28 protein-coding genes and 2 pseudogenes are annotated in these 25,603 nt (G+C 63.6%); 22 read left to right on the top strand and 8 right to left on the bottom strand.

Features of this window, described 5'->3' with window-relative positions; genetic code table 11:
* Positions 1–12: 12 nt before the first annotated feature.
* Positions 13–777, bottom strand: a complete 765-nt coding sequence (locus tag C1T17_RS15200) for a class II aldolase/adducin family protein (protein ID WP_104955273.1) — start codon at positions 775–777, stop codon at positions 13–15.
* Positions 778–1,059: 282 nt separating this feature from the next.
* Here C1T17_RS15200 and rpsU point away from each other — a divergent pair, with 282 nt between their 5' ends.
* The 3 genes from rpsU (at position 1,060) to C1T17_RS15185 (ending at position 2,543) form a co-directional block, all read left to right on the top strand.
* A complete protein-coding gene (gene rpsU, locus C1T17_RS15195) occupies positions 1,060–1,266 on the top strand; it encodes a 30S ribosomal protein S21 (protein ID WP_104954164.1) in 207 nt (68 codons plus the stop codon).
* 91 nt (positions 1,267–1,357) lie between these two features.
* Positions 1,358–1,921, top strand: a complete 564-nt coding sequence (locus C1T17_RS15190) for an FKBP-type peptidyl-prolyl cis-trans isomerase (protein WP_104954163.1) — start codon at positions 1,358–1,360, stop codon at positions 1,919–1,921.
* Between the two features lie 190 nt (positions 1,922–2,111).
* Positions 2,112–2,543: a hypothetical protein gene (locus C1T17_RS15185; RefSeq protein WP_223262633.1), complete on the top strand. Its 432-nt coding sequence runs from the start codon at positions 2,112–2,114 to the stop codon at positions 2,541–2,543.
* 67 nt (positions 2,544–2,610) lie between these two features.
* Here C1T17_RS15185 and C1T17_RS15180 read toward each other — a convergent pair whose 3' ends face one another.
* Together C1T17_RS15180 and C1T17_RS15175 are read right to left on the bottom strand one after the other, a co-directional pair.
* A complete protein-coding gene (locus C1T17_RS15180; protein WP_104954162.1) occupies positions 2,611–3,069 on the bottom strand; it encodes a hypothetical protein in 459 nt (152 codons plus the stop codon).
* A gap of 87 nt (positions 3,070–3,156) precedes the next feature.
* Positions 3,157–3,798 carry a YqaA family protein gene (locus C1T17_RS15175; RefSeq protein ID WP_104954161.1) on the bottom strand — a complete coding sequence of 214 codons (642 nt, stop codon included), beginning with the start codon at positions 3,796–3,798 and terminating at the stop codon, positions 3,157–3,159.
* A 151-nt stretch (positions 3,799–3,949) separates the two neighbouring features.
* Between C1T17_RS15175 and C1T17_RS15170 the strand changes: the two genes are divergently transcribed.
* A complete protein-coding gene (locus C1T17_RS15170; protein ID WP_104954160.1) occupies positions 3,950–4,609 on the top strand; it encodes a glutathione S-transferase family protein in 660 nt (219 codons plus the stop codon).
* An 18-nt stretch (positions 4,610–4,627) separates the two neighbouring features.
* Here C1T17_RS15170 and C1T17_RS15165 read toward each other — a convergent pair whose 3' ends face one another.
* On the bottom strand, positions 4,628–6,655 hold the full coding sequence (locus C1T17_RS15165; protein WP_223262945.1) for an alpha/beta hydrolase family protein: 2,028 nt from the start codon (positions 6,653–6,655) through the stop codon (positions 4,628–4,630).
* Positions 6,656–6,926: 271 nt separating this feature from the next.
* Here C1T17_RS15165 and C1T17_RS15160 point away from each other — a divergent pair, with 271 nt between their 5' ends.
* Positions 6,927–7,361 (top strand): response regulator, encoded by a 435-nt coding sequence (locus C1T17_RS15160; RefSeq protein WP_104954158.1) that lies wholly within the window; start codon positions 6,927–6,929, stop codon positions 7,359–7,361.
* 14 nt (positions 7,362–7,375) lie between these two features.
* Here the strand turns inward: C1T17_RS15160 and C1T17_RS15155 are convergent, their stop codons facing one another.
* Positions 7,376–8,683: an Nramp family divalent metal transporter gene (locus tag C1T17_RS15155; RefSeq protein ID WP_104955271.1), complete on the bottom strand. Its 1,308-nt coding sequence runs from the start codon at positions 8,681–8,683 to the stop codon at positions 7,376–7,378.
* A 525-nt stretch (positions 8,684–9,208) separates the two neighbouring features.
* A complete protein-coding gene (locus tag C1T17_RS15150) occupies positions 9,209–10,285 on the bottom strand; it encodes an acyltransferase family protein (RefSeq protein WP_104954157.1) in 1,077 nt (358 codons plus the stop codon).
* A 419-nt stretch (positions 10,286–10,704) separates the two neighbouring features.
* Here C1T17_RS15150 and C1T17_RS15145 point away from each other — a divergent pair, with 419 nt between their 5' ends.
* The 7 genes and pseudogenes from C1T17_RS15145 (at position 10,705) to C1T17_RS15115 (ending at position 16,581) form a co-directional block, all read left to right on the top strand.
* The gene (locus C1T17_RS15145) at positions 10,705–11,364 is read left to right on the top strand and encodes a hypothetical protein (RefSeq protein ID WP_104954156.1); all 660 of its coding nucleotides are present in this window, start codon (positions 10,705–10,707) and stop codon (positions 11,362–11,364) included.
* Between the two features lie 132 nt (positions 11,365–11,496).
* Positions 11,497–12,836: pseudogene (locus C1T17_RS15140) on the top strand (DNA-packaging protein).
* 61 nt (positions 12,837–12,897) lie between these two features.
* The gene (locus C1T17_RS15135; RefSeq protein ID WP_104954155.1) at positions 12,898–13,236 is read left to right on the top strand and encodes a hypothetical protein; all 339 of its coding nucleotides are present in this window, start codon (positions 12,898–12,900) and stop codon (positions 13,234–13,236) included.
* Positions 13,237–13,448: 212 nt separating this feature from the next.
* Positions 13,449–14,471, top strand: coding sequence for a hypothetical protein (locus C1T17_RS15130; RefSeq protein ID WP_104954154.1), 1,023 nt, complete (start codon positions 13,449–13,451; stop codon positions 14,469–14,471).
* Between the two features lie 24 nt (positions 14,472–14,495).
* On the top strand, positions 14,496–15,686 hold the full coding sequence (locus C1T17_RS15125) for a phage portal protein (RefSeq protein WP_104954153.1): 1,191 nt from the start codon (positions 14,496–14,498) through the stop codon (positions 15,684–15,686).
* 156 nt (positions 15,687–15,842) lie between these two features.
* Positions 15,843–16,154 carry a DUF6127 family protein gene (locus C1T17_RS15120; RefSeq protein WP_104954152.1) on the top strand — a complete coding sequence of 104 codons (312 nt, stop codon included), beginning with the start codon at positions 15,843–15,845 and terminating at the stop codon, positions 16,152–16,154.
* Positions 16,151–16,581: pseudogene (locus C1T17_RS15115) on the top strand (HK97 family phage prohead protease). The gene C1T17_RS15120 and the pseudogene C1T17_RS15115 overlap by 4 nt, the downstream one beginning before the upstream one ends.
* Positions 16,582–16,583: 2 nt before the next feature.
* Here C1T17_RS15115 and C1T17_RS15110 read toward each other — a convergent pair.
* Positions 16,584–17,366 carry an HNH endonuclease gene (locus C1T17_RS15110; protein ID WP_223262632.1) on the bottom strand — a complete coding sequence of 261 codons (783 nt, stop codon included), beginning with the start codon at positions 17,364–17,366 and terminating at the stop codon, positions 16,584–16,586.
* Positions 17,367–17,551: 185 nt separating this feature from the next.
* Here C1T17_RS15110 and C1T17_RS15105 point away from each other — a divergent pair, with 185 nt between their 5' ends.
* From C1T17_RS15105 to C1T17_RS15090, 4 genes are all read left to right on the top strand, one after another.
* Positions 17,552–18,691 (top strand): phage major capsid protein, encoded by a 1,140-nt coding sequence (locus C1T17_RS15105; RefSeq protein ID WP_104954150.1) that lies wholly within the window; start codon positions 17,552–17,554, stop codon positions 18,689–18,691.
* A gap of 264 nt (positions 18,692–18,955) precedes the next feature.
* Positions 18,956–19,489: a phage head-tail connector protein gene (locus C1T17_RS15100; protein ID WP_104954149.1), complete on the top strand. Its 534-nt coding sequence runs from the start codon at positions 18,956–18,958 to the stop codon at positions 19,487–19,489.
* Positions 19,490–19,500: 11 nt separating this feature from the next.
* Entirely contained in the window at positions 19,501–19,710 is a 210-nt protein-coding gene (locus tag C1T17_RS15095; protein ID WP_145959012.1) for a hypothetical protein, read from the top strand.
* Positions 19,707–20,096 (top strand): DUF3168 domain-containing protein, encoded by a 390-nt coding sequence (locus tag C1T17_RS15090; protein ID WP_104954147.1) that lies wholly within the window; start codon positions 19,707–19,709, stop codon positions 20,094–20,096. The genes C1T17_RS15095 and C1T17_RS15090 overlap by 4 nt, the downstream gene beginning before the upstream one ends.
* A gap of 224 nt (positions 20,097–20,320) precedes the next feature.
* Here C1T17_RS15090 and C1T17_RS15085 read toward each other — a convergent pair whose 3' ends face one another.
* Positions 20,321–20,629, bottom strand: coding sequence for a hypothetical protein (locus tag C1T17_RS15085; RefSeq protein WP_104954146.1), 309 nt, complete (start codon positions 20,627–20,629; stop codon positions 20,321–20,323).
* 66 nt (positions 20,630–20,695) lie between these two features.
* Between C1T17_RS15085 and C1T17_RS15080 the strand changes: the two genes are divergently transcribed.
* The 6 genes from C1T17_RS15080 to C1T17_RS15055 all read left to right on the top strand — a co-directional run bounded on the left by C1T17_RS15080 (position 20,696) and on the right by C1T17_RS15055 (position 25,573).
* Positions 20,696–21,103 (top strand): phage tail tube protein, encoded by a 408-nt coding sequence (locus C1T17_RS15080; protein ID WP_104954145.1) that lies wholly within the window; start codon positions 20,696–20,698, stop codon positions 21,101–21,103.
* The gene (locus tag C1T17_RS15075; RefSeq protein WP_104954144.1) at positions 21,100–21,417 is read left to right on the top strand and encodes a GTA-gp10 family protein; all 318 of its coding nucleotides are present in this window, start codon (positions 21,100–21,102) and stop codon (positions 21,415–21,417) included. Before C1T17_RS15080 ends, C1T17_RS15075 begins: the two co-directional genes overlap by 4 nt.
* Positions 21,418–21,583: 166 nt before the next feature.
* Positions 21,584–21,781, top strand: a complete 198-nt coding sequence (locus C1T17_RS15070; protein WP_104954143.1) for a phage tail assembly chaperone — start codon at positions 21,584–21,586, stop codon at positions 21,779–21,781.
* On the top strand, positions 21,774–22,331 hold the full coding sequence (locus C1T17_RS15065; RefSeq protein ID WP_104954142.1) for a tail tape measure protein: 558 nt from the start codon (positions 21,774–21,776) through the stop codon (positions 22,329–22,331). Before C1T17_RS15070 ends, C1T17_RS15065 begins: the two co-directional genes overlap by 8 nt.
* A 123-nt stretch (positions 22,332–22,454) precedes the next feature.
* On the top strand, positions 22,455–24,758 hold the full coding sequence (locus C1T17_RS15060) for a DUF2460 domain-containing protein (RefSeq protein ID WP_104954141.1): 2,304 nt from the start codon (positions 22,455–22,457) through the stop codon (positions 24,756–24,758).
* Positions 24,755–25,573, top strand: coding sequence for a DUF2163 domain-containing protein (locus C1T17_RS15055; protein ID WP_104954140.1), 819 nt, complete (start codon positions 24,755–24,757; stop codon positions 25,571–25,573). Before C1T17_RS15060 ends, C1T17_RS15055 begins: the two co-directional genes overlap by 4 nt.
* Positions 25,574–25,603: the final 30 nt, after the last annotated feature.

Genomic DNA, 25,603 nt, shown 5'->3' with positions numbered 1-25,603 from the left:
CATCCCGACCCCTCAATGCTTCCAGTCGGTCTCGTCGCGTTCCAGCAGCCGGACCATCGCCGCGAACTCCGCCGCGCCTTCGCCGCCGGGAAGCTGAACGCCCGCCAGGTCGCGCTGATGCACGGCGATCACTTCGTCGGAAATGACAGACGCAAGGCCCGCCGCGCCAGTCGCCACCTGAATCTCGCAGGCGCGTTGCAGCGCCCAATGGCGAACGAAGGCGGCGGGCAGCGTGTTGCCCATCACCAGCGTGCCGTGATTGCGCAATATCATCGTGCGCTTGTCGCCCAGGCTCTCGATCAACCGTTCGCCTTCGTCGGCGCGGAGCGTGATGCCTTCGAAATCATGATAGGCGATCTGGCCATAGAAGGCGGCGGCGTAGAAATTGATGGGCAATAAGCCATCGAGAGTGGAGGCGACCGCCATGCCCGCCGTCGTATGCGTGTGGATGATGCAATGCGCGTCGGGCAGGTGGCGATGGAAGACGCTGTGCTGCGTGAAACCAGCCTTGTTCACCGGATAGCGGCTGCCGTCTAGCACATTGCCATCGATGTCAATCTTGACCAGATTGGAGGCGTGGACCTCGCTGAAATGCAATCCATAGGGGTTGATGAGGAATGCGTCGTCTTCACCGGGCACGCGCAGCGTGATGTGGTTGTAGATCAGTTCGTCCCAACCCTGCCGCGCGAAGATCCGGTAACAGGCAGCAAGCTGTTGACGGGCCATCCATTCAGCGTCAGACATGGTAATCGGTTGAGCGGTGGGGGCCGTCGCCATCATGACCTTATCCTTAAGTGTGCGGGCGCGGTAAACCACGGCACCCCGGTCCCTGTCGATAGTGATCGGGCCAGTGCGACGTATACCACGGTTTAGTTACTGTTTTCCGAGCGACATATTTTTGCCCCGGGGTTGAATTAAAGCGACTCTGCTGGTAACGCGCCTGCCACACGGCGCAGACCCGCTCTGCGGCGACCCCTTATTATTGCTTACGGCCGGCCCGGTGGGGCATGGGAATGCCCCGGCGGTTCGACTGTTGTTCGATTGGAGACTGAAGGCCTTATGCAAATCATCGTTCGCGATAACAATGTCGACCAGGCACTGCGCGCACTCAAGAAGAAGCTGCAGCGCGAAGGTGTGTATCGCGAGATGAAGCTGCGCCGTCACTACGAGAAGCCATCGGAAAAGCGCGCCCGTGAAAAGGCTGCCGCTGTTCGTCGTGCCCGCAAGATGGATCGCAAGCGTGCGGAGCGTGACGGCGTTCGGTAAGAACGACGTTTGACGCATCCGCTGCGGGTTGCCGATGTGGCCATCCGCGGCACGCTGTTTTCCAACTCTGCAAGCATAAGGCACTGGCCCCATGTCCACTACCGCCGTTCCGCTCCGTCCCGTCGCCAAGGGTTCCTTGACGAAGCTGTGGATCGGGATCGCAGCTTTGGTGCTGGGTGCTGGAGCCTTGGCCTATGCAGGCACGGGTTCGGCTGAATCGCTGGGCTTTGAAGTGCTGAAAGCCGGGACGGGCGTCAGCCCGACCGTCAGCGACGTGGTGCTGGTGTCCTATGTCGGCAAGCTGAAGGACGGTACGGTCTTCGACCAGAACCAGCAGGCCGCTTTGCCGGTCGACGGGTTGGTGCCCGGCTTCACCCAGGCGCTGCTGAAGATGCAGAAGGGCGGCAAGTACCACATCAGCATCCCACCGCAGCTTGGCTATGGCGCGGAAGCGAAGGGGCCGATCCCGGCCAACTCCACGCTGGAATTCGACGTGACGCTGCTTGATTTCAAGTCGCGCGCGGAGATCGAGGCGATGCAGCGCCAGATGCAGATGATGCAGGGCGGGGCGCCGGGTGGGGGCATGCCGGGTGGTCCTGGTGGCGCACCGATGCCGGGCGCTCCGGAAGCTGGGCCGCCGCCATCGGGGCAGTAAGCCACGACCTTACGAGGTTGAACGAAATACGGACCGCGTTCCTGAGCTTCAGGGGCGCGGTTTTGTTTTGGGGTGGATGAGCGATTTGGGTAGATTTCGGAACTTCCGCTATCGGATCATAAGTTGCTATAGCTGCCCACCCGAGTTTCTCATCGAGGCAAGCGTGAGGATAATAATCGCAGCAGCAGTGATGCTCTCAGCATTCGTCGTCGCTCCGGCGAACGCTGGCGATATTGTGGGTCCGGGACGGTTCTGCGGCTATTCGCCGATTATCGATCTACGAGATGATGAGAAAGTCACTACTTTGGAAGGTGGGATACACGGAGGCAGCTTCCGCTGGGAAGGTGCTTTCGGAACCCTTGAAGTCCATGGAATAGCTTGGGCCAGTCGCCCGAAAGGTCGGATTGTCAAAGCTCGCTCGTCCAATGGTCCCGCGCGATTTGCACAAAAGCGGGTGGATCGCCTCTACCAAATAGCAATCTGGAATGGCGAACACGGCGCGGCCTATTTCAAATCGCCAAATCCGTTTACCCAGCCTCAGTTGGACGCAATTAATCGGGTGGAGCTATTTGAAGAGGGGCAGACCCCGTCCAACTGCAGATGGCGTACTATCTTTTCTTGAGAATAGCCCACAACTGGGGCAAGTTCTGGTTGCAGTTTCATTCGGCACGAACGGCAACAAATGGTCGTTATTGGGCCACCTGCTGGTAGTCGATTGTGACCCCATTTAAATCGGTCGCCTGCTCAAAAACGCGCGACTTTGACGCATAGCGGATCAAAAGGCGATCTGGCGCGACCCATCGCATATCTGCCCACGGCCCCTGCGATTCGCCCACAGCGGCGACACCGTGATTATCATCTGCACGAAAGGCTTTCCCACCGCCAGCGGGTGTTTCGCCATTATCGAGAACAGAGATTTGGGTCGAATATCCTGTCGTTGCTCCACAGTCGCGCTGAAACATGACCGCCTCGCGCTGGCCGTCAGGGGAGGCCACCCTAGCCGCAACGCTATTTTCGCATGTGTCTGAGCAGCCGGTAGACCCAAGGAAAAGAATGACTGAGGCTGAGGCTTTGAGCATAGCCCGATCATGTCTGCTTTTGGGAAATGCGACAAGCACGTGCAACGGCAATTTCTGGTCGATAGCCATTCGGCAGCTTGATCCCGGTCCGGTCCGCCGCTCTGCTCGGCGCGGTGGATGGCTGGGTGGTGGTTTACGGCGAAGCGCGATGAGCCTTTATTGCGTCGCCACGACCGCTTGCGGCTGGCTGCATTTGTCGGTCTTGGCTGCCCCGTTGCTGGTCAGCATCGAGGCGATGAGGAAGCCGCCGATGATGAGCACGAGGAACAGGGCGGAGAGCCAGGCCAGATATTTCTCGATGAACGCCTTGATCGGGCGGCCGAATTTCCAGAACAGGAAGCCGACCAGCATGAACTGAAACGCGCGGGACAGGACGCTGGCCCAGATGAAGGTGAACAGCGGCAGGCCGACAAAGCCCGCCGTGATGGTGATGAGCTTGAACGGGATCGGCGTTGCGCCCTTGATGAGGATGATCTCCGCGCCGTATTCGCGCAGATAGCATTGCGCGGCAGGAAAGCTCTTGGCGAGGCCCAGCGTGTCGAGCAGCGCATGGCCGAACATCGCGAAGAAGAAGTGCCCGATGGCATAGCCGAGCAGCCCGCCCAGCACCGACGCCAGGGTGCAGATGAAGCCGTAGCGGAGCGCTTTTTCCGGCTTGGCAAGGCACATGAGACCCAGCAGCGGATGCGGCGGAATGGGAAAAAAGCTCGATTCCATGAAGGAGACGGCGAACAGCCACCGTTCGGCATGGCGGTGCGCGGCCTTGGCCAGCGTCCATTGATAGAGGCGGTTCAGCATGTTGCGCTGCGGTAGCGGGTTTGCCGGGCGTAGGCTAGGGGGCATGAGGACGGGCAGGCGAATGCATTATGCCTCATTATGTCATTCCCATGGACAGGAAAGCCCGTGTACGAGAGGCGCGTCCGACAACGGAAATCCGGAGAGAGAGACGATGATCCTGTATGGCATGCGACCGTCACCCTACGTGCGCAAGGCGCTGTTCTTCGCGGCGGAGAAGGGCATCGAAGTGGAAGTGAAGGGCGCTGGCTTCGGCAGAGGCGGAGATGCCTTTGCGGCGGCGTCTCCGTTCGGCAAGATGCCCGCGCTGGTGGATGGCGACTTCGGCATCAGCGACAGCAGCGCGATCATCCATTACTGGGAGGCGCTGCGTCCAGAGCCGAACATGATCCCGACCGATCCGAAAGCGCGGGCGCGGACGATCTGGTTCGAAGAGTTCGCCGATACGATCCTGTTCGAGACCGGCAGGAAGATGTTCTTCAATCGCATCGTCGCGCCGAAATTCATGAAGATCGAGGGCGACATGGCGGCGGCGGATGCAGCGGAGCGCGACGAGTTGCCGCAGTCGCTGGCATATCTGGAAAATGTGATACCGGACAGCGGCTTCCTGGTGGAGGATCGCATGACGCTGGCCGACGTCGCGGTGGCCTCGCCGCTCATTAACCTTGCCTATTGCAGCACTGCGATGGAGGCGTATCCGCGCATCTGCCAGTGGATCGGCGACATCAAGAAGCGGCCCACGATTGCGGCAGTGCTGGAGGACGAGCGGCCGATGATCGAAGGCATGGCGGAGCGGCCGGAGGCGGTGATTTAGTCCTGCCTACACCTACGCTCACTGCGCCGCTGCCACCTCGCCGGCGGCGGCGTCGCCCGATGGATTATGTTTTGCGAGGAAGGTTTCCAGCGCGGTCAGGAGTGTGATCCGGTCGGGCTGGCGCGTGAAATAGTGATCGGCGAGCGGGACAGGAACATATTCCACCTGCTTGCCCGCGCCCTGCATCCGGGCGAACATCCGGCTTGATTGGGAGACATCGACCGTCACGTCCCGTTTGCCATGGATCAGCAGCAGGGGCGTCTTGATACGGTCCACGGCGTTAATGGGCGAAACTGCTTCGAAATTCGGAGTCATGCGGCCCCAGTCATCCTTGAACTTGCCGCCCATCAGGTTGTTGCCGAAGTCGTTGACTTCGCGGCGCAGGCTGGCGACGCCCGCGATCGAGATGGCGCAGCGATAGCGCTCAGGCTCCTTGGCGATGCCCCACATCGCCGCATATCCGCCGTAGGACGCGCCGACGATGCAGGTGCGCCTCGGATCGGCGATGCCTTCCTTGACGGCCCATTGCACTGCGTCGGTCACATCGTCCTGCATGGCAAGGCCCATCTCGCCCTCTCCCTTGCGCAGGAATTCAGTGCCGTAGCCCGTCGAGCCGCGGAAGTTGGGCTGCAACACGGCATACCCGCGATTGGCGAGAAACTGCGCGATATAGTCATAGTTCAGCGCATCGCGCGCCCACGGACCGCCGTGGGGCATGACGATGAAGGGCAGGGCGCGCGGATCGAGGCCGGTCGGAAGCGTCAATATGCCCTCTATCTCCAGACCGTCACGCGCCTTGTAACGAATGGCTTTCACGGGCGCGAGCCGGCGGCTGCGAACATCCTGATTCACGTCGGCGATCTTGTTCAGCACACCGACGTTCATGCTGAAATAGTAGAGCGAACCCGGCATGTCCGGGCCGCCCACCTGAACCAGCATCATGCTGCGATCCTTGCTGAAGCTGACGATGCGGGCGCGCTTGCCGGGAACCGACTTGTCGAACAGCGCTTGCAATTCGGCGAGCGCGGGGTCGATCCAGTGCACGCTGTTGTTCAGATCCGTCGTCGCGACGCCGAGCAGCGTGGCGCCATCATCCGAAAGCAGCGGAGAGGCCACTTCCATCGAACTGTCGTCGGGCATGGTGAAGACCGTCCGCACGTCCTTCTGCGTCAGCAGGTCCGTTTCGTATATGCCGCTGCGGCCACGATCGTCATCGTGCATGACCAGCGCATGTGAGCCGCCGGGCAGGAACAGGAACGGCCATTGCAGAGTCTCGCGCTTGCGGCTGTCGGCTGAATCTATGATCTGGAAGGCGTCGCCCGCCGCGTCACGATAAAGCAGTTTGAAAGTGCGGTTCCGGTCGTTGTAGGCCAAGCCTGAACGGATGCGGCCGGTGATGTCGGCAGACCAGTCGTGCACGCCTTCGCGTCCCAAGACTACCCGGCTCTTGCGGCCCGTGGCGGTGTCGACGCGGTACACGGAGGGCCAGAAGTCCGGCCCGAAATAAATGGAGTTCTGTGCGGCGACCAGGATATCCGGACTGCCGTCCGACGCGACCCATAATACATCGGACGCGTTTTGCCCTTTCAAATCCCAGAGCAGCCTGGTTGGTTTGCCGGTCTTCACGTCCATGCTGATGAGGCGCGAGACGTACCACCGGTCGGCGTTCATCGGGATCAGCGCGGTAAGGCCGATGATGATCCGATCATCGTTCACCCAGCGTATCCACTGCACCTGCGTTCCCTCGGGGATGCCGATGGTCATCGGCCCGCCTTTGGCGAACAGGTTCATGAGGCCGATGACCTGGCTTTCCCTTGCCCCGAACAGTCCCGCAATCATCTGTCCATTCGGCGAAAGGACGGGCATTTCGAGGAATGGCAGCTTGGCGAAAGCGGCAACGGGTAGCTTGCCCAGCGATGGCGCTGGTTTGGGAGGTGGCGCCGCGGCTTGCGCTGGAGCGTCTACGTTCGAACCCTGATCCGCCCATGCAGGCGCGAAGCCATGGATTGCGGCGAGCATTGCCACCGCAAGACGCCAGAAAGACACTGTTTTCAACGGCAGCCCCCACTGCATGTTCTCTCGCCGCCCCCCGGCGAGCCCCCGACGGCGGAGCGGCATTGCCGTTCGTCGTCTGGCCGATGGATAGCGTGATCGACCCAATGCGCAAGTGAGAACGACCACCGTCCTCCTGGCGACGATATGTGTCCGGTATTTCTAAACTTACTCTTAAACCCGTCGTCCTTATGCCTGTCAGTTCACGGAAAAATAGCCGAAAGCTAGTAGGTTAGCCGGAGATGACAGCGCGAGAGGACAGGCTATGGAGAAGATAAAGGTTCTGGTGGTTGATGACTCGCTGACCATCCGGGCGATGTTCGAGGAGATACTGGGCAAGGAGCCCGCGTTCCTGTGCGTGGGGACGGCTTCGAACGCGGAGGAGGCAGTGGAGAAGGTGCACAAGACCTTGCCCGATGTCGTCGCTCTGGACATCGCCATGCCGGGGACAGGCGGCATTGCGTTGCTGGACGAATTGAAGGGGTTTTGGCACGAGACCGCTTATGTGATGGTGTCGAGCAGCGCGACGCACGACGCGCCGATCTGCACCGAAGCGTTCGAGCATGGGGCGTTCGCCTGTTTCGACAAATCCCATCTGATCGCCGACAAGCGCAGCCTCGTCCGACTGCTGAAGGAAGCGGCGAAGGGGAAAGCCAGCCGCGCGGCGCATCGCGACGATGGGACGACTTTGCCGCATTGATCCGGTGTGATCGTTCAAACCACCCACATCACCACCAGCGCCATGGCGCATAGGGCAGTGACGGCGACCGTCAGCCAGCCTAGCGCGTTAGTCAAGATGCTGTTGGTGCGGGCGCCCACTACCTTTCGGCTGTTGGTGAGGCGCATCATCAGGAACAGGAGCGGGGGGACGAGGAAGCCCTGGACTATGCCGGACCAGACGAGGGCGCGCATCGGGTTGAAGCCTAGGAAGTTCAAGGCGACGGCTATGGCCGTTACCGCCGCTATAATGCCGTAGAAGAGGCGGTTCTGCGTCGGTGCGTCGTGGAGGCTGCCTTCGCGGCCTAAACCCTGGGTCATGTCGTAGGCTGCGCCTGTCGTCATTACCGGGATGGCGAGGAAGCCGACGCCGACTATGCCCGCCGCGAAGAGATATTTGGCGGCGGGGCCTGCGAGGGGTTCCAGTGCGGCGGCGGCCTGCGCGGCGCTCTCGATCTGGGTCTGGCCTGCGGGATGCAGGGTGAGGCCAGTCGAGAGGATGATGAAATAGAGGATGATGTTCGAGAAGATCATGCCGGTCAGCACGTCACGGCTGGTGGCCTTCATCTCGCGGCGGGAGGCGCCCTTGCGTTGGGTCAGGCGGCGGCGGCCGATGGCGATCTGCTCCTCGACTTCCTGGTTCGATTGCCAGCTATAGACATAGGCGGAGAGCGACGTGCCGATGCAGGCGACGGTGAGCGATAGGAACTCCGCATTGAACTGAAGGCGGGGGATGAAGGTGGCGCGCAGGACTTCGAGCGGGTCGGGGCGGGACATCACGGCAGCGGCGACATAGGCGAACAGGATCAGCGCCAGCCAGCGGAAGATGCGGCGGATGAGGCTGTATGAGCCGAAATACTGGATAGTGAAGATGACGGTCGAAACGGCCACTACGATGACCGGGATCGGCAGCGGCACGAACAATTGCAGCGCCGCGCCGACGCCGCCCAAGTCCGCCGCCGCCTCTATGATATTGCCCGCGAAGGCGAGGCTGACCATCGGCACCAGCACCCATTTGGGGAACTGATCGCGGATGCAGGCAAACAGGCCCTTGCCATAGACCTGCCCGATCTTCGCCGAGAGATAGACGACGACATACATCATCGGCAGCAGCACGGGGGCGATCCAGAGGAAGCCCAGGCCGAAGCGCGCCCCTGCGCTGGCGTAGGTGCCGATGGCGGAAGGATCGTCATCCGCCGCGCCGGTAACGATGCCCGCACCGAAGCGCTGTAGGAGAGTGGCGGGTGGTGGCGGGGCGTGAACCTGCGTGTTGGATTCCAGCGGTTCGCGGATCGGGTTCGTCACCAAGCCTCCCTGTGTTCTCAAGCGGTTGAAAACGTCCTGGGTCGCGGAGTGGTTCGGATGAGCGGCGATTACCTATGTGAGCGCTATGGTCGGTTGTGCCCAAGGCCAAGTGCGGCTGCCGCGCGCATGTCGTCAGGACAGTGCCAAGAAAAAGGCCACCCGATCATCGCCGGAGTGGCCTTTTCTAAAATCCTACCAGGCAGGATAGGGTAAAACTGTGCACTAGCACTCAGGCAAAAAGCACAGAGTAGAAAGTGAGCATCTGGGTTGCGACCGCAACCATCAACGCGACGCCCTGAACTGTGTAACGCATAACTGTTTCCTGCAATCATTGTTGTTTTTATGCCATTGGCGAACCGGCCTATGATCCTGACCTTCGCTATTCGCAATCGCAATGGACGCCTTCGCAGTTGCAGCAAATGCAACAGGCCGTTGCGTGAAAGCCACAAGGTGTTTCTCCGCGCGCTGCGTGCATGGCAGTTATTCAGCGCGGCTGAATGCTTGCTTTTAAAGCGTGGCGGCGAGTCAGGACTGTCGCGCCAGTATGCCGCGCGTGTGTAGGGCCGCCCTGAAGGACTGAAGAGCCATGTGGAGGCCATCGGCGCTGTAAAGCCAGCGCGCGCCGAACGGGCCGAGGAGACGGCGCAGGAGCAGCGATCCCGCCACCGCCAGCACCGACAGCATGGGAATGATCCACAGCGAGGCTTGCAGCGACATGCCGAGCATTGCTGCGACCGCCGTGTTGATGATGACCCCGTGCACCACGTAGATCGGCAGCGTGTTGCGACCGATGTAGCACAGCGCGCGTCTGATGGTTTCCGAGCGGCACAGCAGCCAGGTCGCTCCGATGGCCAGCAACAGCCCGGCAATTGAGAGCAGGAAGCCCGTGCCTGGCATATCCGCCATTCCCAGGCGAAGCCACAGCATCATGACGCCATAGGACAGCACGCCAAGAGCGAGCAGCAGCAGCGGCCTGCGCTGAATGAGAGGGAGTATCTGCCGGCCATACCACGCGCCGCCCAGAAAGAACGGTGCGTAGAGGAAGATGTTTCGGACCGCGCGCAGCGGCAAGGGAACGGAGATCATCTCCGCCACCAGCGCCAGCGCGACCAGCACGCACAGGGCGAGCGCGCCGCGCCATGGATCGAGCAGCTTTCCCAGCGTGAAGAAGATCGCCAGCATCCAGAGGAACCAGAAGCCGCTGCGGGGAAGGACGAGCATCGACACCAGCAGGCCGACGGATTGCCCCATCTCCGGTTGCCGCAGCTCTACCTGCACATACCGGCAGTAGAGCCAGAAGAGCGTCATCCAGACGACGTAGAGATAGTAATAGAAGACGACCTTCCGCTTGAGCAGTTGCTTCCAGGGAAGCGCGAGTGCACTTCCCGCGAGAATGCCCGACAGCGAGAAGAACAGCGGCATACGGATAGGCTGCGCCAGTCGGTCGAGCCGCGTGAGGAAATCCCAGGACAGATGCTCGCTGCTGGCGACGAGCTGAGCATGATGGAAGACGACGAGGAGGATGGAGATGGCTTTTGCGGCGTCGATCCAGTCAACGCGGGGTAGCTTTGCAGCCCGATGGTTCGCGATGCTGGACTCCATCGGTTTCCTTCCCGGCCAGGCCGACTTTCAAAGCAGCCCTGGAATTTGGCGCACGGGGCTATGGCGTCAGAGTGCCGGCATGGGCTGCATGACGGCGGTCGGCAATATGTCTGCTTAGGGGACTGATCCGCCAGGTCCGGCTACGGCATCGGCGCATTGTGGCACAATCCGTATTTCCCCTAAGTGAGAGGCGGTTAGGCGGATTTAATGGTTTAGTTCATTGGGTTAGAAGGCAAGAACGCGAGCGCTCATATTCCGTTATAACCAAATAGGCACAAATATCTTGACATGGTGACGCTGTTATGGCACATATGTCGATATTGGGAATTGTGAGTCGCTGCGGCGGCACGAAGCGGGGCTGGTCCGGAAGGGCTGGCCCTTTTGCTTTGGGCTGCGCGGCTGATGCGGGGAGACGGGCTATGGCGGGACGGGAATGGGATAGCGAGAGCGACGAGGCGCGGGAACGGGCGCTGCACGCGAAGCTCGACCGGACGGTGCAGAAGTACCGGAGCGGCAACGGCGCGTTGCGGAGCCAGATGCGCACGACGCGCAAGGATGGGTGGACGACGAAGCGCCGCGCCGTGTTCCTGGAAGCGCTGGCGGAGACGTGCAACGTGCAGGAACCCGCGCGGCTGGTGCGGATGAGCGTCGCAAGCGCCTATGACCTGCGCAAGCGCGACACGGGCTTCGCGATGCTGTGGGAGGAGGCGAAGGAGCGAGGCTATGAGCGAGTCGAGTTCTGGGCGCTGAGCCAGATCGACAAGGGCATCGAGCAGGTCGAAACGATCCGCGACGGCCTTGGTCCCGATGCGAAAGTGAAATCCGTCAAGACAGTCAACCGCGGGTCACTGGGCTATGCGATCAAGCTGCTGGCGGCGCACAGGGCGAGCGTCGAGCGATACCGGGTGCAACGTGCGGGGCTGGCGCTGGAGCAGGATGCCGGGGACATGCGGGAGATGATCCAGGCGCGGCTGAACAGCGTGCGCGATCATCTGGTAGAACAAGAGGCGCGGGAGAGAGCGCTGGAGAAGTCGGGGGCGGTCGTGAGTCTCCCTCCGGGGGCAGGTGGTGGAGATTAGCCGGTGGGCTTGCTGAAACTGAATGAGGCGGAGGCACCGTCGATAGGTTGGTACGCCCTCTCCGCCGCCACTAAATGGTGGAGTCACTAAGTCTCGCTGCCTCCCGAGGGGAGAGGGAAAGTTGGGGGATGTATGGCGGAGACGCTGTTCGAGCGGTTGGCTCAGGACGAGGATCAGGCCGCGCTGCTGCGGTGGCTGCTTAATGGGGATTTGTCGGCGCTGAACGGTGACTGGGCGACGTGGAATGCGCGGGCGGCACAATTGCCGCCGCCGGGGCACTGGCGGTTGTGGCTGATGCTGGCGGGGCGCGGGTTCGGCAAGACGCGCGCCGGGGCCGAGTGGGTCCGCGCGATCGCCGAGCGCGACGGCGCGGCGCGGATCGCACTGGTGGGGGCGAGCCCCGCCGAGGCGCGGTCGGTGATGGTGGAGGGGAGAGCGGGCTGCTTTCCATCGCGCCGGGCTGGAACCGGCCGCAATGGCATCCGGCGCTGCGCAAGCTAGTGTGGCGGTCGGGCGCGGAGGCATTCCTGTTCGGCGCGTCCGATCCGGAAAGCCTGCGCGGGCCGCAGTTCAGCCATGGCTGGGCGGACGAGATCGCGAAATGGCCGATGGGGCAGGCGGCGTGGAATAATCTGGAGCTGGCATTGCGGCTGGGGCGGCATCCGCAACTGCTGGCGACGAGCACGCCGCGGCCGGTGGCTCTGGTGCGGGCGCTGCTGGCGCGAGTGGATGGCGCGGGCGTGGTGCTGACGCAGGGGCGGACAGTGGATAATAGCGCCCATCTGGCGAGCGGCTTCATCGATGCTGTGACGGCGCAGTTCGGCGGCACGCGGCTGGGGCGGCAGGAGCTGAACGGCGAGATGATGGAGGATGTCGAGGGTGCGCTGTGGACGCGCGACCTGATCGAGCGGTGCCGGGTGCGGCATGTGCCTTCCGGCGACGATAGTGGCGCGGTGCTGACGCGCGTGGTCGTGGCGGTCGATCCGCCGGCCGGGGCGGGTGAGGGCGATGCCTGCGGGATCGTGGTGGCAGGGATCGGCCCCGACGGGCGCGCCTATGTGGTGGCGGACGCGAGCGTCGAAGGCGTCGGGCCGGAAGGCTGGGCGCGGGCCGTGGCGGGCGCGGCGCTCAGCTATGGCGCGGATCGCGTGGTGGCCGAGGCGAATAATGGCGGCGCGATGATCGAAAGCGTGCTGCGCGCGGCGGACGCCGGACTGCCGGTGCGGCTGGTCCATGCGTCGCGGGGGAAGTCTGCGCGGGCGGAACCTGTGGCGGCGCTGTACGAAGCGGGGCGGGTGGCGCATCGCGGGGCGTTTCCGGCGCTGGAGGATCAATTGTGCGGGTTGCTGATCGGTGGCGGTTATGCGGGGCCGGGGCGATCGCCGGATCGGGCGGATGCGTGCGTTTGGGCGCTGACGGAGCTGATGCTCGGGCGGCGGCGCGGCGGGGCGACGCGGGTGCGGGGGATGTGAGGGGAACCGGGCGCAGACGCGATCGTTTCATGTGCGTGCAGTATTTTTCGGAGTTGTTGTCATGAAGATGGTCAAGTTTATCGCCGCAGCCGTTGGCCTCACGATGATCGCATCGCCAGTGCTGGCCGCTTCTTTGAACAGCAAGGAACGGGCGCGGGTAGCGCGGGCGTCTCCGCGTGATCGTGACGATGTGCGCTACTGCCTGCTCCAGGCGAAGAAGGGCCGCGACCGGGGCACGGTGATCGGCGCGGCGGGTGGTGCTGGCGTGGGTGCGCTGGCCGGCGGCAATCTGGGCGAGAGCTTGCTCGCTGGTGCGGCGGGTGCCGTTGCGGGTCGGGTGATCGGGAAGAGCGAAGGCACGAACTCGACCTGCGATCGGGTGCTGCGCCGGAACAGGTGACTTGAGCGGCAGTGCGACAGCCTGCGCGCCTGCGTTCCGATCCGCTGTGGCGTACCTGCATGTGCGTCGATGTAACGTGACTGAAACAGAAAAGGTGGTACGTATAATCCATTAGGAGCAGCGTCGGTATTTGTGTAGGGGGCGGGCGTCTGCGGGAATGATTTCGCCCTAAGCTTGCCCCATTGGGCGCAATGACCGGAAGAGGCTGACAGGTGGAATATCTTATTGCCGTCCTGACAGCCGTGATCCTGATCGCCTTGCTTTTCGTCATCAAGCTGCTCCTGCGGCTGGATTGCAAGCTGGACTATGCGATCAATACCGTCATTAACGCACAGGCCGAGATATTGTCGCACGCGTTGCCGGACTTGGACCTGCACGGGCTGGTGGAGCCGTCACTGGTCGGCAGCATCACCACGACGCCGGATCGCATCGCTTTGGTGCATACGGCGATAGAGTCGATGATGATGCAATCGGTTCGGCCGCGCTCCATCAATCTGTATGTGTCCGATGCCCTGCGTGAGACGGAACTGCCCGACAGCCTGACCCGGCTGCGTGCGCTGGGGCTGAATATTCATTTCGTGGCGGACGTGGGGCCACACACCAAGCTGATTTATGCATTGCAGCAGTTCCCGGACGATATGATCGTCACGTTCGATGACGACATGATCTATCCGTCGAACACTGTGGACTGCCTGCTGAAAACCCATCGGAAATTTCCCCGCGCCATTGCGGCCAACTGGGCGAGGGCAATACCGTTGGACGGCAAGGGGCAGGCCCAATGCATCAAGAAGGGCAAGTTGCTGACACCGGCGAGCCTGACTCGGTCGGCCAATCAGAAGGCGCATTGCGCCACGCCGGGGCATCATGTGTTCGCCTATGGCACCGGCGGAGTGCTGTATCCGCCCGGCGCGCTGGACCTGCGCGTGCAGGACGTGGAGACGTTCCGTGCTTTGTGCCCGACGGAGGACGACATCTGGTTCAAGGCGATGGCCATGCTGGCCGGAACGCCGGTGGTGCCAGCCAATCTCGGCATCAAGCCTAGGCATCATAATGTGCGCGGCAGTCAGCTAACGGCATTGCGGCATCATAATTACAAGCAGGAGCGCAACCGGGTGCAGATGCAGGCAGTGTTCGAAGCGTTCGATCTGCTGCCGGCGTTGGGCGACGCGTCCCGCATCAGGCGCAAGCCAATGGTGCGGATCGGTAGGCGGAAAATCGAAGCGCCCCAGCATTAGCGGCAACATTTAGGGAGCATTCACATGAAATGGTTCGGCTTCAAGGCCGCGCAGGCGACCGCGCGGCCTTTTTTTGCGCGCCCCTTTGGTGGGAGTTGGGGTGGTGGTGCGGTTGTGCCTTTGGGCGAGTGGCCGACGTCCTATGAGGCGCAGGTGCGATCCGGGGTGCTGGGCAATCCGGTGGCGCAGCGGGCAGCGCGGCTTGTCACCGAGGGGGCGGGGTCGGTTGTCGTTTCCGCGTCTGGTGGAGAGGCGGAACAGCGGGCGGCGGCTTTGGCGCTGGTGGAGAAAAGGTCGGGCGGGCAGCGGCTCATCGAGACTTTGGCGATGCATGTGCTGCTGCATGGCAATGGCTATGTGCAGATCGCGTGCGATGCGGAAGGGGAGCCGGCGGAGCTGTTTGCGCTGCGGCCTGAGCGGGTGAGCGTGGAGGCCGACGCGCGGGGGTGGCCGATGGCGTATCTGTATCGCGTCGGCGAGCATGTTACCCGGCTGGCGTCCGAAGATGCGCGCGGGCGGACTGCCGTGATCCACATCAAGTCCGCGCATCCGCTGGACGATCATTATGGGCTGGGGTGCGTGGGCGCGGCGGCGGGCGCGGTGGCGATCCACAATGCGGCGACGGTGTGGAACAAGGCGCTGCTGGACAATGCGGCGCGGCCTTCGGGGGCTTTGGTCTATGATCCGGGGGAGGATGGTGCGGCATTGTCCTCCGACCAGTTCGAGCGGTTGAAGGCGGAACTGGAGAGTACGTTTCAGGGCGCGGGCAATGCCGGGCGGCCGATGCTGCTGGAGGGTGGGTTGAAATGGCAGGCGATGAGTTTGACGCCCGCCGACATGGATTTCGTGGGGCTTAAGAGTGCGGCGGCGCGGGAGATTGCGCTGGCGTTCGGGGTGCCGCCGATGCTGATGGGGCTGCCGGGCGACAATGCCTATGCCAATTATCGCGAGGCGAACAAGGCGCTGTGGCGGCAAACGGTGCTGCCATTGGCGGAGGCGATATTGGGGGCGGTGTCTCAGGGGTTGGGTGCGTGGTGGCCGGGGGTGTCTTTGGCGGTGGACCTGGATCGGGTGGTGGCGCTGGCGGATGAGCGCGCGGATTTGTGGGCGCGGGTCGCGGGGGCGGATTTTCTCAGCGCGGAGGAGAAGCGGGGGATGTTGGGGATTGGGTTGGTCGAAAGCGAGATGGCCCCTCTCCCCTTGGGGGAGAGGTAGTGGAGCTTGGCCGCAAGGCCTAGCGGAACTGGGTGAGGGGGCTCTGCGCCATCGATAGGACGTCTCCCCCTCACCGCTGCGACTAAGTGGCAGAGCCACTAAGTCTCGCTGCCTCTCCCCCATAGGGAGAGGGGGACGTTGGAGGGGAGAAAACCCATGGAAAACACGGAAATGCTGACCCGGCTGGTGGCGCAGGCGGATGCGGAAGGGGGCGATCTGGTGATGATCCGGGCGCTGGTGGAGGAAGCGAGCGAGGCGGGCGCGGGGCGGGCCTTGGCGCGCGTTGGCCTCGGCGATCGCGGGGCGGAGAAGGATGTGGAGGAGCTGCGCGCGATGCTGAAAGGCTGGCGGGCCGCGAAGAAGACGGCGTGGTCGGCGGCGATCGGGTGGACGGTGCGCGGGTGCCTGGCGCTGGTGCTGATCGGGGTGGCGGTGAAGCTGGGGCTGCTCGCCCTTGTTTCCGCATGAGCGCTGGCGGCGTGAGTGTGGCCGAAAGCGGGAGCGGCGTGCGGTTCGCGGGCTATGCAGCGGTGTTCGATGCGGTGGATCGCGGGGGCGACGTGGTGCGGGGGGGGCTTTCGGCGCGCTCGGCGGGCGGAGCGTGCCGCTGTTGTGGCAGCATCGCGTGGATCAGCCGGTGGGCTTCGTCGAGACTTTGGGGGAGGACAAGCGTGGGCTGCGGGTGATCGGCCGCGTGTCGGAGCGGACGGCGGCGGGACGCGAGGCGGCGGCGATGCTGCGGTCGGGCGCGCTGGACGGGCTGTCGTTTGGGTATCGGGTGAGGGTGGCGCGGGGGGAGCGGCCACGCGAACTTGTGGCGCTGGATCTGGTGGAGGTGAGTTTGGTGCGGGTGCCTATGCAGCCCTTAGCGCGGGTGGTTAGGGTGGTGGGTTAGAGTTATGTACCTACGACAACCTCGTAAGGGTGAACAGGCTCACCTCTTTTAGCCATTGAAGCAAATAAATTAACTAAAACAATCAAATAACCTTTTTGTCTTCGCAAATGCAAACTGTGTATTTCTCGGTTTGTAAGGGGGACAGGTTTTTTGGTGGACCCGACAAAATTATACACATCCTTTCGCTTTTCAGAAATCACGTCTCTGATCGCGGTCCCGTCGAAACCATCCAAACTGACTTTTGCCACGGCATAGCAGTAGGCTATTTTGGCAATCATCATTGCAAAAGGACCGTTTGTGTGCGCCGACTTTACTGTAGCACTCCTCAGTCTCGGGCCACCTGCGTCAAAAAAGCGCAGACGAAAATTAGCGATGCCGTCACCCCGATCAGTACCACTTAGCACACCAGCAGGCGGGAATTGTATTAGGTGGAACATCTTAGGGTACAATGAAATAGGGAAGTCTAGAAGGCGTACGCCATCGTTTCCCATTGTTGTGTCACCAGAGTAGACGGCTGGCAGATGACGAAGATCTTGGGGTGCTCCACTTTTTCCTCTGCCCTTTAGTTCCAGAAGTAAACGCGGAAGAAGAAGGTCTTGGTTCAGGGCTTGGTTTTCAAAGTTTTTATTTGTGCTGCGAGCGCATGTAACACACGCTCCATTTTTTATCAGCAGTGCGCCGTGAATTGCGGTGGGGATAATATGCTCGTCGGTAAGCTCTGCGTTATCGAAGCGGTTCAAACAATAGAGGCAACGGCCGTCCCCTAGATACTCCTGCTTCTTCATCGTTAAGGTACGCACTTGCTGGCTTTAGGCGAGAAACCCTAATGATGGTAGGCCCTTCGCGAAATTGACCGCTAGGGCGGAGCATCCCTCACCCAACTTCGACTAGGCAGCGGGCTGCCAAGTCTTCGTATCCCTCTCCCCACCGGGGCGAGGGTTTTTTTGTGCCTTCAAAACGGGAGAAGCATATGTTGGAAGTTAAGGGCGATGCGTTGGACGGGGCTTTTGAGGCTGTCCTGAATGATGAGAAGATCGCGGCTCTGGAGGCCGATGTTGTGGCGCTGCGTGCGCTGATGGCGGCGCGGAATGTGGAGGGGCAGCGGCCGGCTCTGGATGGGGTGAAGGGGGTGGACATTGACCCGCAGCGGGCGGCGTTTGTGGATCGCTATTTGCGGCGGGGACAGGAAGCGGGGGTGGAGCTGAAGAGCTTTTCCGGGGCTTCGGGTCCGGTTGGCGGCTATGCGGTGCCGCGCGAGATCGATGCGCTGATCGAGGCGACGTTGAAGGCGGTCTCGCCGATCCGCGCCATCGCCAATGTCGTGAAGACGGGCACGGCGGGCTATCGCAAGCTGGTGACTACCGGCGGGATCGCGTCGGGCTGGGCGAGCGAAACGGGTGCGCGGGCGGAGACGGCGACGCCGACTTTTGCGGAAATTGCGCCTCCGGGTGGTGAGTTGTTCGCCAATCCGGCGGCAAGCCAGGCGATGCTGGACGATGCGGCGTTCGATGTGGAGGGCTGGCTGGCGCGGGAGATCGCGCGCGAGTTTGCGGCGGCGGAGGGTGCTGCGTTCGTGAACGGCAATGGCACCAATCGGCCCAAGGGCTTTCTCACTTATCCGGTGACGGCGGAGGCGGACACGGTGCGCGCCTTTGGCACGCTGCAATATGTGGCGAGCGGGGCGGCGGGGGCGTTTGCGTCCTCGGGCGCCGCCGATCGCCTGATCGATCTGGTGCAGGCGTTGAAGGCGTCGTACCGGCAGGGGGCGGCGTTCGTGATGAACAGCAAGACGCTGGCCGGTATCCGCAAGCTGAAGACGAGCGACGGGCAGTTCCTTTGGCAGCCGGGGCTGGCGGGGTCTGCGCCTGCGACGCTGTTGGGCTATCCGGTGGTCGAGGCGGAGGACATGCCCGATGTCGCCGCGGACAGCCTGTCGGTGGCGTTTGGCAACTTCGCCAATGGCTATGTGGTGGCGGAGCGGAACGAGACGAGCATCCTGCGCGATCCGTATAGTAACAAGCCGTTCGTGCACTTCTATGCGGTGAAGCGGATCGGCGGAGCTGTGGCGAACAGCGAGGCGATCAAGGTGATGAAGTTCGCTGTGTCGTAGGGGCTGAATTTTCGGACCGTTTGCCCTTGAGGCGAGGGCTTTGGCCAACACTCTAAGCCGTTCGCCCTGAGCGAAGTCGAAGGGTCACGCTGAGCCGCAGGCGAAGCATGCTTCACTGCGTTCAGCAGAACCCTTCGACAAGCTCAGGGCGAACGGGGGGGGTGGTCCTTCGACTTTGCTCGGCCTCTAAGGGGTGAGCGCAAATAACAAGCCGCCCGGTGCCTTGTGCGTCGGGCGGCTCTTTCATCTGGAAAGGGGGCTTCGATGGGGATCGTCGAGGAGGGAGCTTTGGCGGTGCCGGTGGGTGACCTCAAGGCGTATTTGCGCGTGGAGACGACGGCGGAGGATGCGCTGCTGGAGCGGTTGCTGCGCGCGGCTGGCGATTTGTGCGAGCGGTTTGTCGGGCAATGGCTGATGCAGCGGGAGGCGGAGGATGTGGTGCCGGTGTCTTCGGCGTGGGTGCGGCTGGCGGCGCGGCCGGTGGTGGCTATCGAGAGCGTGTTCGGGATTCCGGCGGAGGGGGCGGAGTTTGCTTTGCCGGTGGCGGCTTATGCGGTGGACGTCGACCGGAATGGCGATGGCTGGGTGCGGGTGACTACGCCGGGATCTGCGGGGCGGGTGCGGGTGCGGTATCGCGCCGGACTTGCGGCGGAGGCGGACGCGGTTCCGCACGGGCTGCGGCATGGCATCGTGCGGATGGCGGCGGAAATGCATGTGCAGCGGGAGGGCGATGCGGCGGTGCCGCCGGCTGCGGTGACGGCTTTGTGGCGGCCTTGGCGGCGGATGCGGCTCTCTTGAGGGGGTATGGCGTGAGGGGCGTGAGGGGCGTGTTGGAGCGCGGTGTGGCGCTGGGTGAGCGGGCGGCGGTGCGGCGGCGGGCTATCGTGCTGGCGGAGGCGCTTGAGGTTCGGGGCGTGCGTGCCGGACTCGAGGGCGACGCGGTGGTGATCGAGGGGCGGGCGCTGCTCGACCGCTGGGTCGAGGATGCGCGACTGCTATATATCGGGAGGGGCGGATGAGCGCGGAAATGGCCGTGCGCACGGGCGTGCTGGCAGCGTTGCAGGGGGATGCGGCGCTGGCGGCTCTGCTGAACGGTGTGTGGGATGGCGCTCCGGTGAAGGCGAGCGCGCCGTTCGCGGTGGTGGGCGAGTGTTTGGGGAGCGAGTGGGGGACGAAGGATCGACCTGGGCGCGAAGTGCGCGTGACGCTGACGGTGCAGGATCGGCGCGAGGGCGGTGCGGGGCTGGCGGAGATGCTGGCGCTGGCCGATGCGGCGGTGAAGCGGGTTGCGGTGGCGGGGTATGACGTGGGAACGGTGGCGCTGCTGCGGTCGCGTGTTGTGCGCGGGCGGGAGGACGGGTGGCGGGCCTTGGTGGATTATCGGGTGCGAGTTTTGCAGGTTTAGGTTTGCGTGAGCAGCGGGATACCGGGTCAAGCCCGGCTTGTCGGATTACACGTGGCGACCTGTAAATTCTGTTCGGGCTGAGCTTGTCGAAGCCTTCCACTGAATGCAGCGAAGTGTCTTCGACTTCGCTCAGACTGATCCTTCGATAAGCTCAGGACGAACGGGAAGCGAGGCGTCGCGTTGGACAGCCGGCCTTCCGGTTGGCCTTCAGGGCCTGGTTCCTCCTACCCCTCATAATCCTCCCCGAACTTATCCAGATATTCCTTGATCTGATCGTCGGCGTCCTTTGCGGACTCGTCGGGTTTCATGCCGTCGGCTTTGTCTGCGGCGAGGATCGCGGTGCGGAAGGCGGCTTCCTTGTCGGCGCATTTGGATTTCAGGCCGGACTTGTAGTCGGCGGCGGCGACTTTGCGGTCGCGCGCGTCGGTGGTGAAGTCCTGCAGGCACTTTGCATAGGCTTTGCGGGCCGCGCCCATATCTTCTTCGGGCGTGCCGGCGAGCATCAGCATCAGCGCAGTCGAGATGGCGAGCATGGCTTGGTTCCTCTCCTGTATTTCCGGCCGCTCGGGCCTTAAAATTTCTACGATGGAGTGTGCGATATGGCAGTCGAAAAGGGAAGCGCATTTTTGCTGAAGGTGGGCGATGGCGGGAGCCCGATCGCCTATGCGACGGTGGCCGGTTTGCGCACGACGCAGATGTCGGTCAGCGGCGAGGCAGTGAACATCACCAGCAAGGATAGCGGCGGGTGGCGGGAGTTGCTGTCGGGCGCGGGCATCCGGGCGGTGAGCGTGTCGGCGGCGGGGCTATTTACGGGATCGGCGGCGGAGGTGCGGCTGCGCAATCATGTGCTGGCGGGGACGATCGACGACTATGAACTGAGCTTTGAAAGTGGCGAGCGGATGCGGGGGCGGTTCCTGATTACGCGGCTGGACTATGCCGGGGACTATAATTCGGAGCGCAATTACACGCTGAGCCTGGAGAGCAGCGGGCCGGTGGTGAGCCTGTGAGCGGGGGCTTGGCCAACGCGGCGCGGGGCGAGGCGCTGCTGCGTGTGGGCGAGGCTTCGCTGGTGGTGCGGCCGAGCTTTGCGGCGCTGGTGGCTGCGGAGGCGGAGCTGGGGCCGCTGTTTGCGCTGGTGGAGCGGGCGGCTGCGGGGGAGTTGCGGCTTTCGGAAATGGCGGGGCTGTTCTGGCACTGCCTGGAGGCGCGGCCCGAGGGGCTGACGCGGGATGATCTGGGCGAGGCTGTGGTGGCGGGCGGTATGGCGGCGGCGATGCCGGTGCTTCGGTGCGTGCTGCGGCAGGTGCTGGCGGGGGGATGACGTGGTCCTCTTAATCCGTTCGGGCTGAGCGAAGTCGAAGCCTTCTGCTGAACGCAGTGAAGTGCCTTCGTCTTCGCTCAGGCTGGTCCCCTTCGACTGCCTGCCTGCGGCAGGCGCTCAGGACAGGCTTCGACAAGCTCAGGACGAACGGGGTGGGGTGGTGCGAATGACTTTCACGGAATGCGCGGTGCGGCTTTTCGGCGTGACGGCGTGGGCGCTGGGGTGGACGCCGGACCTGTTCTGGCGCGCTACGCCGGATGAGTTGGCTGCCGTGTTTGGGGCGGCTTCGGGGGAAGCCGGTGCGGGAGCACCGCCCGACGCGGCGACGCTGGACCGATTGAGGGAGATGTTTCCAGATGGATGAGGAAATCGAGCGGCTCGTCGTGAGTGTGCGGGCGGATGTGCAGGGCTTTGCCCGGGACGTGGACGCGATGCGCGGGGGTCTTGAGGGGCCGCTGGCGGCGGGGGCGGAGCGGGCTGGGAAGGCCATAGAGAGCGGGCTGTTGCGCGCGGTGCGGACGGGGAAGTTCGGGTTCGAGGATCTGCGGCGGGTGGCGTCCGGCGTGCTGGACGAGATTGCGCGCAGTTCGCTGCAGGCGGGAATCGGCGCGATCGGCGGCGGAGGGGCTGGCGGACTACTGGGGATCGGGGCTTCGTTGCTGGGGAGTGCTTTGGGGCTGCCTGGAAGGGCGACGGGTGGACCGGTGGCGCCGGGACGGGGCTATCTTGTAGGGGAGCGCGGGCCTGAGGTGTTCGTGCCGACATCAAGCGGGCAGGTCGTCGCGGCGGGCTTGGGTGGCGCGGGGGAGGTTCGGGTGGTGGTGAATGTCTCGGGCGCTGGCGGGGATGCGCCCAAGGCGCTGGCGCGGAGTGCGCGGCAGGTGGCGCGGGCGGTGCGAGGGGCTTTGGAGTGAGTGGCGGACTGCGCTCTACCGCCGTTCGGGCTGAGCGAAGTCGAAGTGCTCTCACTTACGTTCGGGCGACCCCTTCGACTTCGCTCGAGGCGAATGGGACTGAAGGGACGGGGGGGGGTTGAAATGCAATATTGGTTGGCGGATGCGCGGCGGGGGCAGGACTCTGGCGTGGTGAAACGGTTTGCCGCGCCGTTCTGGACCGTGAATTTCCCTCGGCCGGTGATGGCGAGCGTCGTGACGACTGCGGCGGATGCTTTGCGGGTGGATGCGGTGTTTTGCGGGTCCGGGGATCTGGCGGGGCTGATCTGGGACGCTGAGGATCGGTGGGATCATTCGCTGCTGGCCTATGCGACGGATCGGGATTTCCGGGACTGCGTGTTGCGGTTCCGGTGGCGTAGTTCGGGTGTGCGAAGGCTGGATGAGACGCATGGGGCAACGCTGACGATCGAGGGGCGGGATGTGTCGGGGGCGGCGCATAGCTGGTATGTGCGGCTGTGGAACTATGCCAGCGGTGGGCCGGAAGATGCTGAGATCGTGCTGGATTTTGCCGCACTTGATGGTGGGTTCCTGTTGCCGGGGGAGGCCGACCCGGTTTGGGCGGGGGATGTGGACCGGATGTTCATTTCCATGGTGCCCCCGGATTATGATGCGGGCGATACGGCCTTTGCGGCTCCGGTCGAGGGGTGGGTAGAGGTTAGCGGGATCGTCTGTGAGGGCGTGGGGTCGGTGCTGGAGATCGGCGACATCATGGTGCCGGAACATGGGCTGAGCATCGCGACAGGCTATGACGATTGCTTCAACCAGACGCCGGAGCGGGTGCTGCGGCAGGCGCTGGCGCTGGGGTATCGCGGGAGCATCAACCATTATGTGGGGATGAGCCATTACTTCGCGCTGGTGCGGAGTGGCGGGGATTGGCTGGCGAGTGGCGGGCTGAATGCGGCTTGTGCGGCTTGGCACCGGGACTTCGCTATGCGGGCCAAGGCATTGGATTTCGGGGTGATCTGGTCGCTGTCTTACGAGTTGCTGGACGCGCATTGTCCGGGGGCGTGGAAGCAGCGGGCGGAGAATGGCGATCCGGCGCTGACGGGGTGGATGCCGCCTTCGACCTTGCTGTCTCCGGCGCATGTGGGGGCAATGGCGTATCTGCAGGGAGTGGCGCAGGCGTTTGCCGGAATCGCGGTGGATGCCGGGTTGGCGGTCAAGTTTCAGGTGGGAGAGCCTTGGTGGTGGGTAATGCCTGCCGAGGGGCGGATTTGCCTGTATGACGATGCGGCGCGGGCAGCTTTTGAGGCGGCCTTGGTGTCGATCCCGGATGTGCGGGGGGCGAAGACGGTCGCGCAGAAGGCTTTGCTGGATGCGGCGGGCGTGCTGCTGGCGGCATCGACGGCGGCTTTGTGTGACGCGGTTCGGGCAGTGGGTCCGGGGGCGGTGACGCATTTGCTGGCGTATCTGCCGACGATTTTGGACCCGTCTGCGCCCGAAGCTGCCCGTGCGAATTTGCCGGTGGGGTGGGCTGCGCCGGCGTTCGATGTGTTGCAGCTTGAGGATTATGATTGGGTGACGGAGGGGCGCTCCGCCTTGACGGCGCGGGGCGTGGCGGAGGCAACGGCGCGGCTGGGGTATCCGGTTGACGAGCAGCATTACTTTTCAGGATTTGTGCTGCGGGCTGAGGACGCAGTTGTTCAGTGGGCGCGGATCGCGGCCGCGGCGGAGGCTTCCGTTACGCGGGGAAGCGCGGCGACGTTCGTGTGGGCGCTGCCGCAGGTGGCGCGAGATGGCTTCACGGCTTTCAGGATCGATGGAGAAGATGAGATGCAAGCCTTTGATGATGTGCTCTTTCCGCTGGCAATCGGGCGGGAGGCGAGTGTGTCGCCCGCCTTTTCGACGCAGACGGTGGAGAGCCTGTCCGGGCATGAGCGGCGGAGCAGCGACTGGGCGGATGCGCGGCTGTCGTTCGATGTGGGGCCGGGTGTGAGATCCGAGGCGGATGTGATGGAACTTATTGCCTTTTTCCGGGCGCGGCGGGGTGCGGGGAGGGGGTTTAGATTTACCGATCCGTTCGATGACCGGTCGGGTAATGGCGGGCCGCTCGACCAGTTTCTGGGGGTCGGAGACGGCGCGGCGAGTGCCTTCCAGTTGTGTAAATATTATGGCGACGGAGCGGACGCGCAGCAGCGGGTGATTACGCGGCCGGCGGCTGGGTCCATCCGGGTAGCGGTTGACGGCGTCGAGGCGCTGTCGGGCTGGGCGCATGTTGGGGCGGGAGTGATTGCGTTCGATGTGGCTCCCGCGGCGGGTGCGGCGCTGACGGCGGGGTTCCGGTTCGATGTGCCGGTGCGATTTGCGGAGGATCGGCTGGATGTGAGCCGCGCGACCTTTGCGGCGGGGGATGTGCCTTCGGTGCCGCTGGTGGAACTCAGGGCATGAGTGTCGTTGAGGTGTTGGGGCAGGAGTTGGCCGCGCTGGCGTTCTGCTGGCGGCTGGAGCGGCGGGATGGCGTCACTATCGGGCTGACGAGCCATGATCGCGATTTGCGCGTGGGCGGCGTCGTGTATCGGGCCGCGCCGGGGCTGGTGCCGTCTGCGGTGCGGCAGGGGTCTTCGTTCGAGGTCGACAGCATGGATGTCCGGGGCGCGCTGTCGAGTGACGCCATTACGACGCGCGATCTGGAGGCGGGGCGTTGGGACGGGGCGGCGGTGGCGCTGTTCCTGACAGAGTGGACTGCGCCGGGTGTGTTGTGGCTGGTGCTGGCGGAGGGCGAAATCGGCGCGGTGGAGCGGGAGGGGGAGGCGTTTACCGCCGAGCTGGTCGGGCGTGTCGGTGTGCTGGCGGGGCCAGTGGTGCCAGAGACTACGCCGGATTGCCGGGCGGTGCTGGGTGACCGGGATTGCCGCGTGGATATGGCGAAGCATCGGCGCGTGGTGCGGGTGAGCGGGGTTTCGGGCGAGGATGTGGCCGTAGTCGGTGGCTTGGTTGCGGGGGCGTTTGCCTTTGGGTCGCTGCGCTGGCTGACCGGAGAAAATGCGGGGTTGGCGCAGGCGGTGGCGGCGAATGATGCTGCCGGTGTGACTTTGGCGGATGCGCCGCCTTTTGCGTTCGCGGCGGGGGCTTTGGCGCTGTTGAGCGAGGGGTGCGACCGGCGGATGGCCACCTGTTCGGCACGGTTTGGCAATGCGGTGAACTTTCGCGGCGAGCCGTATCTGCCGGGGAATGACTTGCTCACGCGCTATCCGGGTGGTTGATCCTTCTTCGTAGATTGGTGGGATAATGGC

The organism is Sphingobium sp. SCG-1 (assembly GCF_002953135.1).
Lineage (GTDB): Bacteria > Pseudomonadota > Alphaproteobacteria > Sphingomonadales > Sphingomonadaceae > Sphingobium.
Note: the sequence above shows the minus strand (reverse complement) of the source record. Positions and strands in the feature narration are given on the sequence as shown.

Coding starts and splice junctions, on each gene's coding strand:
- C1T17_RS15200 (WP_104955273.1), bottom strand. CDS start 777: ATGGCGACGGCCCCCACCGCTCAACCGATTACCATGTCTGACGCTGAA.
- rpsU (WP_104954164.1), top strand. CDS start 1,060: ATGCAAATCATCGTTCGCGATAACAATGTCGACCAGGCACTGCGCGCA.
- C1T17_RS15190 (WP_104954163.1), top strand. CDS start 1,358: ATGTCCACTACCGCCGTTCCGCTCCGTCCCGTCGCCAAGGGTTCCTTG.
- C1T17_RS15185 (WP_223262633.1), top strand. CDS start 2,112: ATGCTCTCAGCATTCGTCGTCGCTCCGGCGAACGCTGGCGATATTGTG.
- C1T17_RS15180 (WP_104954162.1), bottom strand. CDS start 3,069: ATGGCTATCGACCAGAAATTGCCGTTGCACGTGCTTGTCGCATTTCCC.
- C1T17_RS15175 (WP_104954161.1), bottom strand. CDS start 3,798: ATGCTGAACCGCCTCTATCAATGGACGCTGGCCAAGGCCGCGCACCGC.
- C1T17_RS15170 (WP_104954160.1), top strand. CDS start 3,950: ATGATCCTGTATGGCATGCGACCGTCACCCTACGTGCGCAAGGCGCTG.
- C1T17_RS15160 (WP_104954158.1), top strand. CDS start 6,927: ATGGAGAAGATAAAGGTTCTGGTGGTTGATGACTCGCTGACCATCCGG.
- C1T17_RS15150 (WP_104954157.1), bottom strand. CDS start 10,285: ATGGAGTCCAGCATCGCGAACCATCGGGCTGCAAAGCTACCCCGCGTT.
- C1T17_RS15145 (WP_104954156.1), top strand. CDS start 10,705: ATGGCGGGACGGGAATGGGATAGCGAGAGCGACGAGGCGCGGGAACGG.
- C1T17_RS15135 (WP_104954155.1), top strand. CDS start 12,898: ATGAAGATGGTCAAGTTTATCGCCGCAGCCGTTGGCCTCACGATGATC.
- C1T17_RS15125 (WP_104954153.1), top strand. CDS start 14,496: ATGAAATGGTTCGGCTTCAAGGCCGCGCAGGCGACCGCGCGGCCTTTT.
- C1T17_RS15120 (WP_104954152.1), top strand. CDS start 15,843: ATGGAAAACACGGAAATGCTGACCCGGCTGGTGGCGCAGGCGGATGCG.
- C1T17_RS15110 (WP_223262632.1), bottom strand. CDS start 17,366: ATGAAGAAGCAGGAGTATCTAGGGGACGGCCGTTGCCTCTATTGTTTG.
- C1T17_RS15105 (WP_104954150.1), top strand. CDS start 17,552: ATGTTGGAAGTTAAGGGCGATGCGTTGGACGGGGCTTTTGAGGCTGTC.
- C1T17_RS15100 (WP_104954149.1), top strand. CDS start 18,956: ATGGGGATCGTCGAGGAGGGAGCTTTGGCGGTGCCGGTGGGTGACCTC.
- C1T17_RS15090 (WP_104954147.1), top strand. CDS start 19,707: ATGAGCGCGGAAATGGCCGTGCGCACGGGCGTGCTGGCAGCGTTGCAG.
- C1T17_RS15085 (WP_104954146.1), bottom strand. CDS start 20,629: ATGCTCGCCATCTCGACTGCGCTGATGCTGATGCTCGCCGGCACGCCC.
- C1T17_RS15080 (WP_104954145.1), top strand. CDS start 20,696: ATGGCAGTCGAAAAGGGAAGCGCATTTTTGCTGAAGGTGGGCGATGGC.
- C1T17_RS15070 (WP_104954143.1), top strand. CDS start 21,584: ATGACTTTCACGGAATGCGCGGTGCGGCTTTTCGGCGTGACGGCGTGG.
- C1T17_RS15065 (WP_104954142.1), top strand. CDS start 21,774: ATGGATGAGGAAATCGAGCGGCTCGTCGTGAGTGTGCGGGCGGATGTG.
- C1T17_RS15060 (WP_104954141.1), top strand. CDS start 22,455: ATGCAATATTGGTTGGCGGATGCGCGGCGGGGGCAGGACTCTGGCGTG.
- C1T17_RS15055 (WP_104954140.1), top strand. CDS start 24,755: ATGAGTGTCGTTGAGGTGTTGGGGCAGGAGTTGGCCGCGCTGGCGTTC.